We start from the raw sequence: 14659 nt of genomic DNA, 5'->3' as shown, positions 1-14659 counted from the left end.
ATGTTTGATGCCTCCGTTATCGTTTTGTAAAGTAGGAAAGCCCCATCAATCGTTCAATGACGAACATGAGAATAGCCGTAATCATCATGAGCACAACCGAGATCGCCGCGATCGTCGGGTCGAAGTTGTTCTCGACGTAAGTCAGCATCTGGATCGGCAAAGTGCTTACTCCCGGCCCGGTCATGAACACGGAAATGTCCACGTTGTTGAACGACTCCAGAAAAGCAATCAAAATCGCCGCAATAATCCCGGAGCGAATGTTAGGCAAAACGACTTTGAAAAATGTCTCCAGCCGCCCCGCGCCAAGACTGAGCGCCGCTTCTTCAATGGCAAAATCGAAATTGGACAGGCTGGACGCGATGACGCGAATAATGAAAGGAAGCATCAGCACCGTATGGCCGACAAGGAGTCCGGCGTAAATCGGCAGATGGTAGACGACGATGACGTACTTCAGCATGGCAAAACCCATGACAATGCCCGGAATCAACACAGGCGAGATGAAGATGCCGTTCAACAGCCCTTTGCCGCGAAACTGGAAGCGGCTCAGCGCATAGGCCGCCGGAATCCCCAGCAAAAGCGCCAGCAGATTGCCCAGCAAGGACACGATCATCGACGTCTGGAACGTCGTCATGAACATCTCCACGTTGAAGATGTTTTCATACCAGCGAAGGGAGAAGCCTTCCGGCGGAAATTTCAGGACGCTTCCCGGTTCAAACGATGTAAAGGATATGATGATGAGCGGCCCCAGCAAAAACAGAAACACAAGAAGGGTAAACAGGGCCAACCCGCGATTTTTCTCCTGCATAGCTTCTACCCCTTAGGATTTAGTTTCGTCGCCAGCTTGTTCATGAAGAAAATGACGACAAATGTGATGACGATCATGATCGTGGCAATGACCGAAGCCATGTACCAGTCGTTCAAAGTAATCGCGTTCTGGTAAAGGAACGTCGAGATGACGCGTTGCTTCCCGCCGAGCAGCGCAGGAGTCGTGTAAGCAGTCAAGCTGCCGACAAATACGAGAATGCTTCCGATAATCAGACCCGGCACACTGAGTGGGACAATTACTTGACGGAATGCCGTAAATTTGGAAGCACCCAGGCTTTCAGCCGCTTTGATCAAATCGGGATCGATGTTTTCCATCACGCCGACAAGCGTAATGATGATCAGCGGCAAGAACAAATGAATCAGACCAATCATCATGGCGGTCGGGGTATACAAGATTTCCAGCGGCTTATCGATCAGCCCGATCGACAGAAGCGAGCTGTTCAGCAAGCCTTTTTTGCCGAGAATGATCATCCAGGAGAACGAGCGTACAACCGAGCTGGTCAGCAGCGGGAAGATGGCCAGCGCCAGCAAAATCCCTTTTTTGCGCGGTCCCAGCTTGGAAATGTAGTACGCGGCAGGGAATCCGAGCACAATGCAGGCAATCGTCGTCACCAGACTGACTTGCAGCGTGGTCAGCAAAATTTTCACGAAATACTTGTCCGTCAAAAACTGCATGTAGCCTTGCAGCGTAAAGCTTCCTTCATGGAAAAACGTCGACGCAATCGTCATTGCAATCGGAATGACCATGAACAGCGTCAAAAACAGCACACCAGGCAGTAGCAATAAATAAAGGCCCTTTTTTCTCATCAAATTAACTCCTGTTCACGGTATCGTCAGGCTTTCAATGCGCCGATAAAACGCGCAAAGAACGCATCTGCATCTACGTCCAGACAGACGTTCATGTTGGGTTCTTTTTTCAGGCGGTTTTGAAAGTCGCAAACCGTCTGCCCGTCGCAAAGCTCGCTTTTCGTTTCGATGTCGACGTACAGCTTTTTCGTCTGCACCAGCGAACGGTCGAGCGCGACCGCGACCGCCAACGGATCATGCATGGCGCATGCGCGAATGCCGTTTCGTTCAAAGTAGCGATCCAAATAATCGGACGTGCTTTGCTTCACATATCGGCCGATGGGCGTATCTCCCAACGCTGCGATATGCTCTTCGTTCAGCAGGACTCTGCGTGTTACATCCAGCCCAACCAATGTCAATTGCGGAAACCCGGCATGAAAGACGACTTTCGCTGCTTCCGGATCGACGTACATGTTGTACTCCGCCACCGGGGTCACATTTCCGTATTCAGTCACCACTCCGCCCATGAAAATGACTTCCTTGACGTGCTGCACAAGCTCAGGGCACTTTTTCACAGCGAGAGCCAGATTGGTCAGCGGCCCGGTCATCACGAGAGTCACCTGGCCGGACTGAGCCAGCACCTGCTCGCAAATGAAGTCGGGTGCAAAGCCAACTGCTGGCTGCGTATGCACCTGTACATCCCGCAACGCTCCGCCAAGTCCATCCTCGCCATGGATGCGATGCTCGAAAAACTGCGGACGCAATAGCGGCTGGGAAGCTCCGCGGACGACCGGGATTTTGTCGCCTGCTTGCAGCAAATCGAGGATTTTGCATGTATTTTCTGTAGCCTTGCCAAGAGATACATTGCCGTTCACGGTAGTAATGCCGATCAATTCACATTGACCGCTCTTGATAGCCAAAATAATTCCCAGCGCGTCATCAATTCCGGTATCGACATCAAGAATGATTTTTTGCTCCACGAGTGGTCCTCCTCTGTTTGAAAAAAACAAGGGTATATCCGCGCCGACGTCTATACCCTTGTCCTGTTTGGTTGCTCGTTATTGTGTAATTTCGCGATTCCAGCGATCGATCCACGCTTTGGAATGCTCATTGACGAATTTCATGTCCAGCTTGCGCAGTTTGTTGACGGTTGCTTCCCCATAAGTAACGCCTTTTGCTTCCTCATCTGTCAGCTTCACGGAGGTGTTAACAGGAGAATCCACTTTTGCTTTCGCTGATTTTTCCTGCACTTCTTTGCTCAGCTGGTAGTTGATGAAGTCTTCTGCCAGCTGCTTGTTTTTGCTGCCTTTTACGATGTTGACGGTGTTCATGACAGCGTATCCTCCGCTTTCCGGAGCGACGAATACCGCTTCTGGCACAGCTGCCTGGATATCCTTGAAGTACATTTCCATGATCGGCCCAACTGCAATTTCTTCCTGGCTAAACATGTTCACATACTCGGAAGTTTTGTCGTAATACTTCACAACGCCTTTGTTAGCTTCTTTCATTTTGGCAAACGCCTGATCTTCGTTGAACTCCTTGCTGCCTGCGACTACAGAGGCACTGTCGAGGATCATCGGGCCTGTCGTCGATGTGATGTTTGGCAGCGTCAGCTTGCCCGCCAACTCTGGATTCCACAGGTCTTTCCAGTCCTTGACCTCGGTTTTGACCAGCTTAGGATTGTAAGCAATCCCGAATTGTCCGATCGTGTACGCCGGGCCATACTCCTCGCCGAGCGGCGCTTTGGCGATATCGTAAATCTCGTTCAGGTTCGGAATACGGCTGCGATCGATTTTTTCGAAGGCGCCGCTGTCGATCCCTTGTTGCGCGTAGTAATCGGACAAGTAAATCAAGTCTACGTCAGAGCTTCCTTGACGCACTTTGTTCAGACGCTCGGCGTTGTTGCCGATTTCCAGCACGATTTTGACGTTGTGTTCTTTTTCAAACGGCTCGTAAATTTCTTTGCGGAAAAAGTCTTCCGAGAAGCCCCACGTGGAAATAACCAGTTTTTGCGGCTCGCCTTTTGGCGCTTCGCCAGCTGCTCCCTCCTGCGGTTTGTCGCTTGCGCCACAGCCTGCGAGTACCAAAGACAGCATGGAAGCAGAAAGGATTCCTGTCAGCATTTTTTTCATTGTATGATTCCTCCAGTTCAGCTTGTAACTTGTAAATAATGAATGATTGCATTGCAGTTCATAGATAGAATGAGGCGTTAACAAGCGATATTATTCATCAACCACATCCTTAAAAGGCGAATGAGAAGCGCAAAAAACAAAAAGAAAAGCACCCTTGAATAGAACGATACATTCTAAACAAGAGCACTTTTCTTCGTAAACAAAGAGAAGCGACACCCGTTTCACACCATTTTCACGGTCTTCCCTTGAGATAGATCAAAAGAGAAAATCCGAACGAATGGCTCAGGTATTTAATTTTCCTAGTCACTTACAATTACATTCGTGATCGCCCACTGCGTAGGCGCGTCGTAGTCTCTAAGCACAGCTTCCAGCTTCAGGCCCATCTCTTCCTCCAGCCGTTCTCTCAGCTTCCTCTTATAAAGAAGAGACATGCGAAAATCGACTTCCAGCTTCAGAGTCGGGGCTTCGCCTTCCAGCGCATCTGAGCGCGGAGAGCGGCGATGCTTGGCGTGGAAAGTAATCAACTGATTCTCAATCGTCACTCTCAGCAAAGTCGTTCCAAATCCGAACAACTCTTTTGCTATCTCATTATAAATGGCAGACAGCTGCTTTCTCGTTTCATTCGTGTCTACTAAACTCATGACATCACCCGCGAGAGCTGTTATCTGATTTGTTGTTTCCCATTATACATATGATTTCAGGCTAGAGCAAGCTAACATTCGTATTTAGATCATTTTTACATTTTTCAGTCATATATTCGTTCGGTCTTTGCTGCTGTCGTGCCGCTTCACAGCTTCTTCCATCCAGCAATGTTCACCGAATGTTTGGTGGAAAAGCCTCATATATTCATGTACACTTATATGTAACTTCACGAATAGAGAGGGGCTACTCCATAACCATGAAAAAACTCATCATGATGCTAGTCGCCGTCATGCTCGTACTCGCTCCCGCAGGATTCACAGATCATGCCGACGCAAAAGGTTATAAGTCCGGCAAAAAATCGTTCAACTCCAACACGGCTCCAACCAACACGCAGACGCCAAACAAAGCCGATTCCAATGTAAATGCATCTACCAATAAAAATACGACAACCAATACACCAGCTACTGCTGCTCCAAGCAAGAGCGGCGGATTCATGAAAGGTCTTCTCGTCGGGGGATTGGCTGGACTTTTGTTCGGCAGCCTGTTTGGCGACATGGGGGCACTGGGAGCGATCTTTGGCTTCTTGATCAACATGCTGGCGATTGTCGCTGTGATCGTCTTGATTCGCAAAATCTTCGTCTACTTTAAAACGCAACGCGCGAAAAAACAGGAACTGAACACATGGAAAAGATAACACTGTCCGAACAAGTATTGATTAACGCCATCTGCCTGCATGTGGCGAGCAAAAAACAGATTCAGCCGCAAAACGTAGAAGTCGAACTGATGTGGGACGAAGAATACGGCTTCTCCGCTGAAGTATACGCGAACGAACGCAAACAAGTGTTCATCGAGATCAACCTGATCGAAGCCATTCGCTTTTATCTGGAAACGCAAATGCAGCGCAACCCTTACTCCGCCGGCATTGAGCTGGTATTAGATGACGAGGAAGGCATCATCGCCCACGTCACGTACCAAAGCTAGTCGCCCTTGCTTTACCCGCTCGAACTTCCCAAGCCAGTTTGCTCACCACAGTGGGCAGATTGGCTTTTTACATGGGTGCATTTCCCTTGATCAAGTATTGAAATTGCCTTCGTTACGTTATATACTTTAATGAAAATGATTATCATTGTCTTTTTTTGCTTATACATGTACATACTTTTCTATAAAGGAGTTGGCCCATTGTGGAACGCTTATACACGCAAAAACTGGACATCGGTTACGGCGAGCTTTCCATTGTCAAAGACCTGAACATCAGCATCCCTTCTGGCAAAATTACCGCACTGGTCGGCGCAAACGGTTCGGGTAAATCGACCATCCTCAAAACGTTGGCCCGAATTATGAAACCGACAGGTGGACAGGTATTTCTCGATGGGAAGTCTATTCATCAGCAGTCAACAAAGGAAGTCGCCAAGCAGCTGGCAATTTTGCCGCAGAACCCTACCGCTCCCGATGGCCTGACCGTGTCTGAGCTTGTTACCTATGGCCGCTTCCCTCATCAAAAAGGCTTTGGCTCCCTGACCAAGGAAGACAAAGAAATCGTGCAATGGGCGATTGCCATGACGGGCATGATCGATTTTTACGACCGTCCAGTCGACCAGCTCTCCGGCGGTCAACGCCAACGCGCCTGGATCGCCATGGCTCTGGCGCAAGGAACCGACATCCTGTTCCTCGATGAGCCGACAACCTTCCTCGACATGGCGCACCAGCTGGAAGTTCTCAAGCTGCTGCAAAAGCTGAACGAAGAAGAAAAACGTACGATCGTCATGGTTGTCCACGATTTGAACCATGCGACTCGCTACGCACAGCACATGGTAGCCATCTCTCGCGGCACGGTCATCGCCGAGGGCTCTCCTGCCGAAGTCATGACACCTGACATGCTGCGCAAAGTGTTCAACATCGAAGCTGACATTTTGACTGACCCGCGCACAGGAGTGCCGCTCTGCCTCCCTTACGAGCTGAGCCACGCGGCAGAAAACAAGGCCGCTTCCAGTACCGCGCCTGCATCCAGCCAACAGGCTGTGCAAGAAGACGAACGCAAGCTGGTCGGCACTCGCTAGTAACTCATCACTTGCATCGAACGATCAAGCCATTCTCATGGACGGTAAATGAGAATGGCTTTTTTATATAGGCAAAAGGCAGCCCAGAGATCTTCTCCCCAGGCTGCCTTTGCTGTTATCAGCTTGTTTTCGTTACCACTTGATGTCTTTCAAGATTTCGTCTGCCATGTTTGCAGTCGAAACCAATCCGCCACCGGACAAGTACCAGTAGTTCGCATCGAGGTAAATGATGTTACCGTTTTTGAATGCTTTAGTGTTTTTCGTGAGGTCGTTTTCAACCGCTTCTTTCGCAGCTGCGGAAACACCTTCATTCGCAGAAATCACACCGCGGTCTACAACAAACAGGTAGTCAGGGTTTTTCTCTGCTACGTACTCAGCGGATACGCTTTGTCCGTGGGTGGATACTTCAATGTTTTTGTCTACCGCAGCGAACCCGAACACGTCATGCAAAATACCGAAGCGGGAGCCAGGACCGTAAGCGCTCAGCTTGCCTTCGTTCACGAGAACGATCAGCGCGTTTTTGCCGCTTGCTGTTGCTTTTTCGTTCAGTTGCTTGATCGATTCGTTGATTTTCGCCAGTTCTTCATCTACTTGTGCTTCTTTGCCAAAAATGGTTCCGAGCGTTTTCATGTTCTCTGTGAAAGAGTCCATGTACTTGGAAGTGTCTACACCGAGGAAGATCGTTGGAGCAATTTTGTTCAGTTCTTCATAAGCGTCTTGCTGACGACCGGAGATGAAGATGACATCCGGCTTCATTGCGTTGATCTTTTCAAAGTCCGGCTCTTTCAGGCTGCCGATGTTTGTGTATTTCGCGTCTTTGAATTTCTCCAGATAAGGCGGAATGCTGGATTGTGCCACACCTTTTACTTCGATGCCCAGTTTGTCCAAGGAATCGAGCACGCCATAGTCAAAGACGACAACGTTTTGCGGGTTTTTCTTCAGTTTGGCCTCGCCCAATTTATGTTTGATTGTGATTTCTTCGGATTCCTTCGCAGCGCCGTTGGACGCTTCCGGAGTTTGGGAAGGAGCTGCACTATTGGAGCCGGAACCGCATGCCGCTGTAAATACTGCCAACAGTACGGCCATGAACAGCATCAGGATTTTTTTGTTCATTTTTCTCACCTCTATAAGTATTTTAATATATATAAAATTATTGATAGCTTGCTTGTTTTTGAAGACCCCCTGCACGCTATCAAAATAATTTTATCGAAAGGAAGTAAAGCGGCGCTATGCGTAGTACACGCAGATTTTGTTTTCGTCGATGTCTTCAATGTGGATGTCCATATCGTAAACATCTTTCAAGGTTTGCGGCTGGATGATCTCGTCTGTGCTGCCTTCCTTCACGACTTTTCCGTCCTTGAGCGCAACGATGTAATCGGAGTAAACAGACGCAAAATTGATATCGTGAATGACGATGACGACGGTTTTGCCCATCTCATCGACCAGACGCCGCAGCACCTTCATGATCTGGACAGAATGTTTCATATCCAGGTTGTTCAACGGCTCATCGAGGAGAACGTACTCCGTGTTCTGCGCGACAACCATGGCGATGTACGCCCGCTGGCGCTGCCCGCCACTCAGTTGGTCGAGATACTTGTGCTGTATGTCCGCAAGCTCCAGATAACGGATCGCTTCGTCTACGTACTTCCAGTCTTCTTTTGTCAAATTGCCTTGTGAATACGGAAAGCGTCCGAAGCTGACCAGCTCGCGAATCGTCAGGCGCACCGTAATGTGGTTGGACTGCTTGAGAATCGAGATTTTTTTGGCCAGCTCGTTGCTTTTGTACTGTCCAATCTCCTGCCCCTCAATCAGCACCTCGCCTTGATCCTTCGTCAACAGACGGCTGATCATGGACAGCAATGTGCTTTTGCCAGCCCCGTTCGGACCGATAAAGGACGTAATTTTCCCTTTGGCAATTTTCACCGAGACGTTTTCCACGACATTTTTGTTCCCATACTGTTTTGAGACGTTACGGACTTCTATCACGCTTTATTCTCCTTTAGCAGAAGATAGATGAAGTAAACCCCGCCGATAAAGTTGACGATGACACTGAGCGTTGTCGAGAACGTAAAGACGCGTTCGACAATCAACAAACCGCCTACCAGAGCCACTACGCTGATCAATGCTGAGCCAGCCAGCAAAAACTTGTGCTGGTACGTTTTCATATATTGATGAGCCAAATTCGCTACCAACAGCCCCAGGAAGGTGATAGGCCCAACCAACGCTGTCGCAATCGACACGAGAATCGCGATGACGACCAAAAACCGTTTGACGACAAAATCGTAAGGAATCCCCAGATTGATTGCCTGATCCCGGCCCAGTGCCAGCACATCCAAATACTTGACGTAGCGCCAAAAGTAAAGGCCGACTGCGATTACCAGGACAAAGCTGAGAATCAACAGATCTGTGTTCACGTTGTTGAAGCTCGCGAACATTTTGTCTTGTACCACCTGAAACTCGTTCGGATCGATCAGCACCTGCATGAACGTCGACAAACTGCCGAACAAAGTGCCGAAAATCAAGCCAATCAACAACAGGAAGTAGATGTTTTGTCCTTCCCGCCTGAACAGGAATTTGTACAGCACGCCTGCGAACAGAACCATCAAGCCAGTCGAGATCAGGAAGTTCACGTTTTTATTCATGATCGTCATGTGCGTGGAACCAAACACGAAAATGACGAGAGTCTGAATGAACATGTACAAGGAATCAAGACCGATGATGCTGGGCGTCAAAATGCGGTTGTTGGTAATCGTCTGGAAGACCATCGTCGAGAACGCAATGATGCACCCGGTTAGCAGGATCGCAATAATTTTCTTGGCCCTTCGGGGAAGCACGTAATCCCAGTTGCCGCCCGCATCAATCAGCATGAATACGGCTATCAGAGCAACGGCGACTATCGCCATGACACCAATCTTAGCTTTCATCGTTCATATGCCTTTCTTCTCATGAGTAAGTACACGAATATACCGCTGCCCACTACTCCGACCATCAAGCCGATTGAGATTTCATACGGGAAAATGATCAGGCGTCCAAGAATGTCACAGCACAAGACAAACACTGCTCCCAGCAAAGCGGTATGAGACAGGCTTTTCTTCAGATTGTCGCCGAGGTAAAGCGTCACAATATTAGGAATAATAAGCCCCAAAAACGGGATCGTCCCTACCGTGAGGATGACGACAGATGAAACCATGGCGACAATCGCCAAACCGATATTGACCACTTGCTTGTAATTCAGTCCGAGATTGATCGCGAACTCTTCGCCCATTCCTGCAATCGTAAACTTGTTGGCAAACAAGTACGCGATAATGACCAGCGGAATGCTTATGTATAGCAATTCGTAGTTTCCCTTCATGATCGAGGAAAAGTCGCCGTGCAGCCAGGACGACATGTTCTGGATGAGATCGTGCTTGTAAGCGAAGAACATCGTAATCGAACCGACGATATTCCCGAACATCAACCCGACCAGTGGAATAAAAATCGAATCCTTGTATTTCACCCTGTCGAGAATCTTCATGAAGATAAACGTCCCCAGCAAGGCAAAAACAAACGCGACGAGCAGCTTCACCCAAATCGAAGCATCTACGAACACCAGCAAGGAAACGAGAATCCCGAACCGGACAGAGTCTTCGGTGCCCGCCGTTGTCGGCGACACGAATTTGTTCCGGGTCAGTTGCTGCATGATCAGACCAACCACGCTCATGCTGATACCCGCGATGATGATGCTGATCAATCGGGGAATCCGGCTAATCCACATCACTTGCACTTTGTCATCGCTGAGATTGAACAACTCCAGGGGCGAAATGTCCTTTACGCCAATAAACAGGGATACTATCGAAAGCAGAATCAGGGCTACAACCAAATATCTTTTTTTCATCGCTTCCCTACTCTTCTCTTTGTTCACGTGAGTGCTGCGTTGCTTTTAGCATGCTTAGTAAGAAGGAGATTCATTCTCAATAATAAAGAGATTCATTCTCACTTGGCATCTCCTTTGTTATATTAGCACTTCTTTATCCGGGTTTAAAGCATTTTTTCATTAGTCGACTAAATTTCTCTGGATTGAAAAAAGTGAGAATATTCCGCTGTCCATCACTAACGCAAAAAAGCGCCGTTGCCACTGATAGCAACAGCACTTTTTTTAATTGGACGTATACGATCCGCTTACGTTTTTCACCGAGCGCTTGCCAGAGCCGTCTTCGACAATGTTCACGTCTCCGTTGACTGTGTAAATGTCGATGTCGCCGCTGTCATCGGATATCGTCACGTTTCCTTTGTGACGCACAATTTTCATGTCACCCGACTGATCTTTGATCTCCACGTCGCCCCCGGTATCTTCCAGCAAAATATCGCCGGAGTCATCCTCGATCAGCTTGAGGGCGGTCGCGTTGTTGATTTTGATATCGCCGGACTGGTCATTGATCTGCACTTCGCCCGTGACATCTTTCAAGATGATATCACCCGAATCATCCTTGATCGTGAGCGCTCCCGCCAGTTTGGAGACATCAATATCCCCTGAGTCGTCCGTGATCGCTACCTTCAATGCGGAAGGAACCGTCACCTCGACGTTCAGCTCCAGACGCATTACGCCGAAATGACCAACTACATCGGAGGACAAATGAGCGACATTCCCGTCCTTGGTCAGCGTCACGATGATGTCTTCCGGCTTGATATTGGCTGATCTGGCGATGATGGCATCTACCTGGATCGAGGTTGCCTTGTCGTCTCCTTTTACAACCAAATTACCGGATTGATTAACGATCTCCAACGCCTCTATCGACTCGATTGGCAAGTCCAGATGACGCTTTTCCTCCACCGTCTCCAGACTGCTGCTGCATCCCGCAAGCCCGAGAGCCAAAACCAAAAATCCAACTCCTATCCAACGCTTCATCTCTATCTCCCTCTATGCATCCAAGCTTGCTTGTTCTTGAAATCATTGTACTAGAGCGGCCTCAAGATAGCATCAGTCGCTGGAGTTGTTTTCCATCGGTCCCTAGACGGATGCGCTGTCGTTTACCCTGCTGCCGTTGCCTTCCAGCGGTTCGACGAGAGCTTTTTGCTCCCATACCCTGCTCCTCCAGCGGAAAAACATCATGACTCCGCGTATCCATTCATCGATCGCAACGGCCAGCCATACCCCCGCCAAGCCCAATTCGGTGTGAAACACCAGCACATAACCTAGCGGCAGACTGATTCCGACCATCGAAATCAGGCCCATATACACCGGAAACTGCGTGTCTCCTGCCGCACGCAAAGAGTTGATCAACACAATGTTGAAGACCCGCCCGGTTTCCAGCAAAATACTGAGCAAAATAATTTGCGAGCTGATCCGCAAAATTTCCGGATCAGTCGTGAACAAGCCCATGATCGGCTCGCGGAAAATGATGATAACCGTGTTGACTACAACGGTGTAAAGCAAGCCCCAGCGCAAGCTTTTCCACACGCGGCTATACGCTTCTTCGCGTCTGCCCGCACCTACAAGCCTGCCTGTTATAATCGCCGTGCCCATGCCGATTGCCAAGCTGAACAAATAAATAAACATGGAAAGATTGAGCACGTATTGCCGGGAAGCGAGCGACGACGCGCCCAAATACGTCACATAGTACAAAAAGACGGCCTGACAGCCATGGTACATGATTTGCTCAACCGCAGATGGAATGCCTACCTTGCAAATTTTGCTGACGTACGTCCATTTGATGGTAACATAGTCTTTGAATGCTACTTTGACCTCAATCAGACGGTAAAACGCCCAAAAATAGACGAGCAGCCCAAGCGCCCTGCTCAATACCGTAGAGATGGCAGCACCCTCTACCCCCAATGCCGGAAAACCAAAGTGCCCGAAGATCAGCAAGTAGTTCCCGATGACGTGCAGCACATTGATGCCGAGCGAGATATACATGCTCTCTTTTGTAAAGCTATACGTACGAATGACACTTGCCAATGTATTGATAATCGCCTGAATAAACAGGCTTCCCCCGACGATGATCATATACGACTGGGCCATCTGCAAAATTTGCCCTTGCAGATTGACGCGTTCGAGCAGTGCATTCCCAAACAAAACGAAGCTTACGCTGATTGCGATGCCGATCAGCAGATTCAACGTGACCGCAACCGCTCCGACTCTCGCTGCATCGACCATTTTTTTGGAGCCGATATACTGCGCGACCACAATCGAGGCGCCATGTCCTGCTACTTCCAAAATCAAAATGGCGATAAAAATAAATTGGTTGGCTGCCCCAACCGCCGATACAGCCGCGTCAGAAACGCCGCTCAGCATGAACGTATCCGTGATGCCGATCAGCATGAACAGAAACAGCTCTAAGAAGATCGGCCAAGTCAGCTTGAACAGATTGTACGCATTGCCATCTTGTTGACCTGTTTGCCGCTCGGCTACTGTCATATCCATACTTTCACCTATCCCATCTGGTCCTCTCTCTATGCATAGCGACATTTTACACCGTAACCCGCAATGCGCGGAGAAAACTCGACACTTTTTACAAGATCTTTATGAAAAGGGGGTCATACGATGGAAAAAGCCCGCCTGCCACAAGTGATACAGGCATTTCCTTGCTTCGCTCATGTGCCTTTGCCCGCCTGGTCGAACAACGAGATCTACGTGGAGCGCTTTTCTCCCCGGCTCGTGATGGGCGAGGGCCATCTGTTTGCCCATGCTGCCTTCGTCCTGGAAGGCAAAGTGCGCATCCACAAGATCAGTGAATCCGGGCGTGAAATTACGCTGTATCGCGTCACCCGTGGCGGCGTATGCGTCCTGATGATGGCAAGCATTCTTGGAGAGCTTGAATATGCGGCATCTGCCGAGCTGGAGGAAGAAACCGAGCTGTTGCTGCTACCCGTCAAAGTGTTCAAGCAGTGGCTGGACGAGTACAAGGACGTGCGCCAGTTTATTTACAGCACGATGATCAAGCGAATGGCTTCCGTGACAACCTTGATGGAAAATATCGCTTTCAAACCGATTGATTACCGTCTGGCCGAATTTTTGCTCAGCTGCACTACTGAGTCTGACAATCAGTTGCTCATTACTCATGAAGCGATCGCGATTGAGCTGGGAACAGCCAGAGAAGTAGTCAGCCGTTCCCTCAAAGAGTTCGAATCGGCAGGCTGGATCAAGTTGGGCCGCGGGCGAATCACCAACATCGATCGGACCAGCCTGGCAAACCACCTGAAACATTTGTAGCCGTTATGTGCGCAAGTCACAGAAGCCAACGCCCTCTCTCCTCTACAATGGACATGAACGTGAAGTTACCCGTTACGAGAGGATGATGAAGGTGTCCAACACGCCGTCGTATTACGAAAAAGCAAACTTGTCCCGCATTCCCGACTTGATGAAGCTTGCCCCGGAAGCAGCCGCCTCCTATCTGGCGTTCGAGAAGCTGGTTTATCAGGACTCTCAGCATCTCGAGCGGAAAACAAAGGAGCTGATCGCGATTGCGGTCGCTCATGTTACGGGCTGCCCGTATTGCATCGACGTCCACGTAACAAAGTACAAAGCACTGGGCGGAACCATGGAAGAAATCATGGAGGCGTTGCTCGTAGCCGCCACAACCCGTGCCGGCGCCATTCTCAGCCACGGTGTCAATGCGCTTGCCGCCTATCGTGATGATCCTGCTTCTCCCCAATGCTTTTGCTGAATGAAAAGGCAACTGACCTCCCTTTTAACAAAGGGGGGCTTTTTTTCGTGAATTGTACAATTTTGCACAAAGATCGCTGAAATTTTCTAATAATAGGATTGCGACTATTTTCCTACCAATGTTATGGTTAAAGGTAGGGGCAAAGTAAAACAGGAAAACACACATCATACCGCTTCGACACAGGAGGTTTTATGGCTCGTATACTAATTGCCGATGACTCGATAGTTGTCCGGGAATACATCAGACTCATCCTACAACGGGCTGGACATCAAGTTATCGCAGAAGCGGCGAATGGACTAGACGCCTATCAGCAGTACAAAACGCATCAACCTGACGTAGTCATGATGGATATCAACATGCCAGGCATGAATGGTATCGAGACTGTCAAAAAAATTATCAGCACATTTCCCGATGCCAACATCATCATGATCAGCACCTACGGTTTAAAGCATTTGGTTTTTGAAGCCATCAACGCAGGAGCACGTCACTATATTACGAAGCCGATTGATGAAGAGCGCCTTTTGGATTCTATCCAGAACACCCTCTAAACATGCGGCCGATACACAAAAAAACT

The 14659-nt window shown here is 49.0% G+C and carries 17 protein-coding genes; 6 read left to right on the top strand and 11 right to left on the bottom strand.

All coding sequences use genetic code 11. The features are described from left to right. Window positions 1–16 precede the first annotated feature (16 nt). The 5 genes from EDM60_RS01785 to EDM60_RS01765 form a co-directional block, all read right to left on the bottom strand. Complete coding sequence (locus EDM60_RS01785) at window positions 17–805, bottom strand: ABC transporter permease (RefSeq protein WP_063228801.1); 789 nt, start codon at window positions 803–805, stop codon at window positions 17–19. Window positions 806–810: 5 nt separating this feature from the next. Continuing rightward, window positions 811–1632 carry an ABC transporter permease gene (locus EDM60_RS01780; protein ID WP_122962432.1) on the bottom strand — a complete coding sequence of 274 codons (822 nt, stop codon included), beginning with the start codon at window positions 1630–1632 and terminating at the stop codon, window positions 811–813. A gap of 26 nt (window positions 1633–1658) precedes the next feature. Next, complete coding sequence (locus EDM60_RS01775; protein ID WP_122962431.1) at window positions 1659–2591, bottom strand: nucleoside hydrolase; 933 nt, start codon at window positions 2589–2591, stop codon at window positions 1659–1661. Between the two features lie 78 nt (window positions 2592–2669). Next, a complete protein-coding gene (locus EDM60_RS01770; protein WP_122962430.1) occupies window positions 2670–3743 on the bottom strand; it encodes an ABC transporter substrate-binding protein in 1074 nt (357 codons plus the stop codon). A gap of 299 nt (window positions 3744–4042) precedes the next feature. Further along, window positions 4043–4384 carry a DUF2294 domain-containing protein gene (locus EDM60_RS01765; protein ID WP_122962429.1) on the bottom strand — a complete coding sequence of 114 codons (342 nt, stop codon included), beginning with the start codon at window positions 4382–4384 and terminating at the stop codon, window positions 4043–4045. 257 nt (window positions 4385–4641) lie between these two features. Here EDM60_RS01765 and EDM60_RS01760 point away from each other — a divergent pair, with 257 nt between their 5' ends. The 3 genes from EDM60_RS01760 (at window position 4642) to EDM60_RS01750 (ending at window position 6442) form a co-directional block, all read left to right on the top strand. After that, window positions 4642–5079, top strand: a complete 438-nt coding sequence (locus EDM60_RS01760) for a hypothetical protein (RefSeq protein ID WP_063228796.1) — start codon at window positions 4642–4644, stop codon at window positions 5077–5079. Further along, window positions 5067–5366 (top strand): YxcD family protein, encoded by a 300-nt coding sequence (locus EDM60_RS01755; RefSeq protein ID WP_122962428.1) that lies wholly within the window; start codon window positions 5067–5069, stop codon window positions 5364–5366. The genes EDM60_RS01760 and EDM60_RS01755 overlap by 13 nt, the downstream gene beginning before the upstream one ends. 200 nt (window positions 5367–5566) lie before the next feature. Beyond that, a complete protein-coding gene (locus tag EDM60_RS01750; protein ID WP_122962427.1) occupies window positions 5567–6442 on the top strand; it encodes an ABC transporter ATP-binding protein in 876 nt (291 codons plus the stop codon). A gap of 132 nt (window positions 6443–6574) precedes the next feature. On the opposite strand, the gene EDM60_RS01745 is transcribed toward EDM60_RS01750, so the two are convergent. From EDM60_RS01745 to EDM60_RS01720, 6 genes are all read right to left on the bottom strand, one after another. Then, window positions 6575–7555: a siderophore ABC transporter substrate-binding protein gene (locus tag EDM60_RS01745; RefSeq protein ID WP_122962426.1), complete on the bottom strand. Its 981-nt coding sequence runs from the start codon at window positions 7553–7555 to the stop codon at window positions 6575–6577. Between the two features lie 114 nt (window positions 7556–7669). Then, window positions 7670–8428 (bottom strand): iron ABC transporter ATP-binding protein, encoded by a 759-nt coding sequence (locus tag EDM60_RS01740; protein WP_122962425.1) that lies wholly within the window; start codon window positions 8426–8428, stop codon window positions 7670–7672. After that, window positions 8425–9366, bottom strand: coding sequence for an iron chelate uptake ABC transporter family permease subunit (locus EDM60_RS01735; RefSeq protein ID WP_063228791.1), 942 nt, complete (start codon window positions 9364–9366; stop codon window positions 8425–8427). The genes EDM60_RS01740 and EDM60_RS01735 overlap by 4 nt, the downstream gene beginning before the upstream one ends. Then, window positions 9363–10316: an ABC transporter permease gene (locus EDM60_RS01730; protein WP_122962424.1), complete on the bottom strand. Its 954-nt coding sequence runs from the start codon at window positions 10314–10316 to the stop codon at window positions 9363–9365. The genes EDM60_RS01735 and EDM60_RS01730 overlap by 4 nt, the downstream gene beginning before the upstream one ends. A gap of 261 nt (window positions 10317–10577) precedes the next feature. Next, window positions 10578–11327, bottom strand: coding sequence for a DUF4097 family beta strand repeat-containing protein (locus EDM60_RS01725; protein ID WP_122962423.1), 750 nt, complete (start codon window positions 11325–11327; stop codon window positions 10578–10580). A gap of 102 nt (window positions 11328–11429) precedes the next feature. Continuing rightward, the gene (locus EDM60_RS01720) at window positions 11430–12842 is read right to left on the bottom strand and encodes an MATE family efflux transporter (RefSeq protein ID WP_122962422.1); all 1413 of its coding nucleotides are present in this window, start codon (window positions 12840–12842) and stop codon (window positions 11430–11432) included. A 120-nt stretch (window positions 12843–12962) separates the two neighbouring features. Between EDM60_RS01720 and EDM60_RS01715 the strand changes: the two genes are divergently transcribed. The 3 genes from EDM60_RS01715 (at window position 12963) to EDM60_RS01705 (ending at window position 14633) form a co-directional block, all read left to right on the top strand. After that, window positions 12963–13631 (top strand): Crp/Fnr family transcriptional regulator, encoded by a 669-nt coding sequence (locus tag EDM60_RS01715; RefSeq protein ID WP_122962421.1) that lies wholly within the window; start codon window positions 12963–12965, stop codon window positions 13629–13631. Window positions 13632–13722: 91 nt separating this feature from the next. Continuing rightward, window positions 13723–14085 (top strand): carboxymuconolactone decarboxylase family protein, encoded by a 363-nt coding sequence (locus EDM60_RS01710; protein WP_122962420.1) that lies wholly within the window; start codon window positions 13723–13725, stop codon window positions 14083–14085. 191 nt (window positions 14086–14276) lie between these two features. Further along, complete coding sequence (locus EDM60_RS01705) at window positions 14277–14633, top strand: response regulator (protein ID WP_122962419.1); 357 nt, start codon at window positions 14277–14279, stop codon at window positions 14631–14633. Window positions 14634–14659: the final 26 nt, after the last annotated feature.

The sequence above is a fragment of the Brevibacillus parabrevis genome (assembly GCF_003710905.1).
GTDB classification, from domain to species: domain Bacteria; phylum Bacillota; class Bacilli; order Brevibacillales; family Brevibacillaceae; genus Brevibacillus; species Brevibacillus parabrevis.
The sequence above is the reverse complement of the archived record's forward strand: the minus strand, read 5'-3'. Positions and strand labels throughout refer to the sequence as shown.

Coding starts and splice junctions, on each gene's coding strand:
- EDM60_RS01785 (WP_063228801.1), bottom strand. CDS start 805: ATGCAGGAGAAAAATCGCGGGTTGGCCCTGTTTACCCTTCTTGTGTTT.
- EDM60_RS01780 (WP_122962432.1), bottom strand. CDS start 1,632: ATGAGAAAAAAGGGCCTTTATTTATTGCTACTGCCTGGTGTGCTGTTT.
- EDM60_RS01770 (WP_122962430.1), bottom strand. CDS start 3,743: ATGAAAAAAATGCTGACAGGAATCCTTTCTGCTTCCATGCTGTCTTTG.
- EDM60_RS01765 (WP_122962429.1), bottom strand. CDS start 4,384: ATGAGTTTAGTAGACACGAATGAAACGAGAAAGCAGCTGTCTGCCATT.
- EDM60_RS01760 (WP_063228796.1), top strand. CDS start 4,642: ATGAAAAAACTCATCATGATGCTAGTCGCCGTCATGCTCGTACTCGCT.
- EDM60_RS01755 (WP_122962428.1), top strand. CDS start 5,067: ATGGAAAAGATAACACTGTCCGAACAAGTATTGATTAACGCCATCTGC.
- EDM60_RS01745 (WP_122962426.1), bottom strand. CDS start 7,555: ATGAACAAAAAAATCCTGATGCTGTTCATGGCCGTACTGTTGGCAGTA.
- EDM60_RS01735 (WP_063228791.1), bottom strand. CDS start 9,366: ATGAAAGCTAAGATTGGTGTCATGGCGATAGTCGCCGTTGCTCTGATA.
- EDM60_RS01730 (WP_122962424.1), bottom strand. CDS start 10,316: ATGAAAAAAAGATATTTGGTTGTAGCCCTGATTCTGCTTTCGATAGTA.
- EDM60_RS01725 (WP_122962423.1), bottom strand. CDS start 11,327: ATGAAGCGTTGGATAGGAGTTGGATTTTTGGTTTTGGCTCTCGGGCTT.
- EDM60_RS01720 (WP_122962422.1), bottom strand. CDS start 12,842: ATGGATATGACAGTAGCCGAGCGGCAAACAGGTCAACAAGATGGCAAT.
- EDM60_RS01715 (WP_122962421.1), top strand. CDS start 12,963: ATGGAAAAAGCCCGCCTGCCACAAGTGATACAGGCATTTCCTTGCTTC.
- EDM60_RS01705 (WP_122962419.1), top strand. CDS start 14,277: ATGGCTCGTATACTAATTGCCGATGACTCGATAGTTGTCCGGGAATAC.